Source organism: Acinetobacter lactucae, assembly GCF_013344765.1.
GTDB classification, from domain to species: domain Bacteria; phylum Pseudomonadota; class Gammaproteobacteria; order Pseudomonadales; family Moraxellaceae; genus Acinetobacter; species Acinetobacter lactucae_A.
Map to the genome: position 1 here is coordinate 1 of NZ_JABVBF010000251.1, position 3,197 is coordinate 3,197.

3 protein-coding genes are annotated in these 3,197 nt (G+C 36.2%); 2 read left to right on the forward strand and 1 reads right to left on the reverse strand.

From position 1 onward, the window contains the following. The first annotated feature begins 78 nt into the window (after positions 1–78). Complete coding sequence (locus HUN22_RS16255; RefSeq protein ID WP_174731534.1) at positions 79–1,230, forward strand: sterol desaturase family protein; 1,152 nt, start codon at positions 79–81, stop codon at positions 1,228–1,230. A gap of 39 nt (positions 1,231–1,269) precedes the next feature. On the opposite strand, the gene HUN22_RS16260 is transcribed toward HUN22_RS16255, so the two are convergent. After that, positions 1,270–2,472 (reverse strand): MFS transporter, encoded by a 1,203-nt coding sequence (locus tag HUN22_RS16260; protein ID WP_174731538.1) that lies wholly within the window; start codon positions 2,470–2,472, stop codon positions 1,270–1,272. 137 nt (positions 2,473–2,609) lie between these two features. Here HUN22_RS16260 and HUN22_RS16265 point away from each other — a divergent pair, with 137 nt between their 5' ends. Further along, entirely contained in the window at positions 2,610–3,182 is a 573-nt protein-coding gene (locus HUN22_RS16265) for a TetR/AcrR family transcriptional regulator (protein ID WP_174731540.1), read from the forward strand. The last annotated feature ends 15 nt before the right edge of the window (positions 3,183–3,197 follow it).

Here is a 3,197-nt window from a genome sequence, read left to right on the forward strand (position 1 = left end):
AAATAGGGTTCTTTTTACAATTAATAATTAAATTTTGTTAGCATGCGCGTTATACACAATAAGAACTGTATATGAATTATGACCGATCAATTAAGAGCAAAATTTGAAAATTTAGAACTTAACGCAGGTTTAGGAAAAATTAGTGCTTTTATTTCCATGGCATTAAGCCTACTTTGCCTATTTGGTGCTTTATGTTTTTTATTTCCCAGTGTATTAACGACTCCAGAACTCCGTCCTCTTTATGCAAAACACTATCATCTTTTTTATTATGGCCTAATTACGGGCATTGTGATTAGTGCTGGTTTCGGTGCATTTAGTGCAATTGTGCGTCAAAACAGATATGGCTTTTACGGACTATGTTTTTCACTTGTAGCAGCAGTTTTGGGCTGTGGTGTAATTGAGGCGCCCGTTTTACCAAGTGTACCGTTTTATGCAGGTATTGATTATTTTGTACTGACCTTATTCATTTTAGCGTTCATTTTTATTCCGCTTGAAGGTTTTTTTGCTAAAAATCCTGAACAGAAAATATTAAGAGTGGGCTGGGTGACTGATATGAAATATTTCATGGTCAGCCATGTGGGGATTCAATTATTCAGCTTTTTAACGGTCATGCCGATTCAATATTGGATTACGCATCTACCTGATAATCCAATTGTGCCTTATGTACAAGCTCAGCCGATTTGGCTGCAATTTATTGAACTATTAATTGTGGTCGATTTTACGGTGTACTGGTTACATCGAGCTATGCATGAGGTTAATTTCTTATGGCGCTTTCACGCGATTCATCATTCGACTGAATATATGGATTGGTTAGCATCTTCACGATTGCATGTCATTGAAGTGCTCATGACACGTTTTATTGCCACTTTACCGATTTTCTTGTTGGGTTTTCATACTTCGGCTGTTTTTGCCTATTTAGTCTTTATTTCATTTCACGCTATTTTCATTCATTCGAATGTGCGTTTTCGTTTTCCATATTTGCGCTGGATTATCGCTACGCCAGAATTCCACCATTGGCATCACTCTTCAGAAAAACCTGCGATTGATAAAAATTACGCTGCCTTTATTCCTCTATATGATGTCATCTTCAAAAGTGTATATATGCCAAATCATCTGGCAAGCGTGTATGGCACGGTGGGTTATAAAATTCCAAATAGTTTTACAAAACAATTTACATGGCCATTTAAAAAATATGTAAAGCGGTTTTTAAAACCTTGGCGTGATCAATGAAATAAAAAATAGCCTCAATAGAGGCTATTTTTTATAGGCTTATTTACTTTTAAAGTTTTTAAAAATCAAAAGAAGGGCAACAAACGATAGTAGGATAATAAAACAAATATAACTATTTGCCGTACTCATTAGCCCAATTTTCCCAACAAAATAGCCAGCTAAAATTGCAGGAATACTAAAAGCCAAATAACTTTCAACAAAAAATGCAGCCATAAGACCTGCGCGTTCTTCTGGTAAAGCTAGGGGCATTACCGTGCGGATTGCACCCATAAAAGCTGTACCAAAACCAACCCCAGTAATAATAGAACCGAGAAATAAAACTACTGCACTTGTAAGATTAATTGCTAAAAATAAAATGGTAGAACCAATAGCAATTGAAAGAGTACCTGTTAATAAAATACGGTAATTTGTCGACTTTCTAAGCGTTAATATACCCGCCGCACCTGAGAGTGCTAGCGCCATAAACATAATACCGTTTAGCCATGCAGATGAAGTATGGAAAATTTTTGCCAGTAAAGAGGGCATCAGTGATAGGAAGAAACCACTGACCATCCAAAGAGCAATATTAATCGGACTAATACTCAATAATGCACTTTTTGTTTGTGGGGGAATAGCCATATTGGGTTTTAATGAAGCGAAAGCCCCTGATCTTTTCTGGGCTGTCTCTGGAGTAAAAAAACTTAAAATGAGTTCACAAATAAGAAGAAGACACAAGAATTCAAAAACAAGCTGTAATGGTTGGGCAGAGAATTGCAAAATAGAACAAGTTAGAAATATACCAACAGCCATACCGACCATTGGTGCGATACTATTAATAAGCGAACCCTGAAGCTTACTAAAATCTAAAATTGCTGCGCCTATAGCCGAGACAGCAAGCCCTGTTGCGATTCCTTGTAAGCCCCGTGCAATAAATAACATCGAAACATCTGAAGCAAATAAGAAAAAGCTCATCGAAATAATTTGCAGAAAAATTGCTGCAATAATGACAGGACGACGTCCAATATAGTCAGACAAAGAACCAATAATGAGTAGAGACGCAAGTAAGGTAAAGGCGTAGGTCGCAAAAATTAAAGTTAAGGTAACAGGCGAAAATTGCCATGTCTGCTGATACAAACGATATAGAGGTGTAGGGGCACTAGACGCCGCCATAAAGGTCATGAGCGTGATTGTATTTAAGGTCAACGCCACTTTTGGATCTAACTGAAAAACTGATCCAGACCGTTTTGAACTTGAATTGTTCATATAAGATGAATAACATAAAAGCGAATATTTAGCTTTTATACATTATTTTTACACTAAAGCAAATCCTTAGCTTTAGTGTATTTTGTATATAGATATAAATATTTATAAATTTTTTGATCCCTTTACAGAGTTTATAAATGGCAAAAGTTGTTACTGGTTTACGTCCAGGCGGTCGTAGTGAAAGAATTCAAACTGCGGTACATCAAGCAGTAAAAGAGCTTCAAAAAAATTTGGAGCAAAGCCAAATTACTATTCCTATGATTGCTCAAAAAGCAGGAGTAACACCTTCAACTATTTATCGCCGTTGGGGTGATATCAATCAGTTATTTTCAGATGTAGCCTTAAATGAACTGAAGCCAGATATGGAACCGAAAGATTTAGGTTCATTTCAGCTTGATGTTACTGCATGGATTGAACAATATTTTGAGGAGTACTCTTCTGAAGTAGGGCAAACATTGCTACGTGATGTGCTACATACAAACGATTCTTCCAACGCTCGAAAATGTGAAACTTTAATTATTCAACAGCTTGATATTATTCAAGCTAGAGCTAAATCACGTAATGAATTAACCATCGACAATCAGGAAATTATCGAAGCTGTGATTGCACCTATGCTGTTCAGAATTTTATTCACCGATCGAGCATTAGGCTTAGATTATGTCCAAACTTTATTGGCACGTTTATTTAAAGCACGTTCTGATGTCATTTAAATGAAAAGGATTATT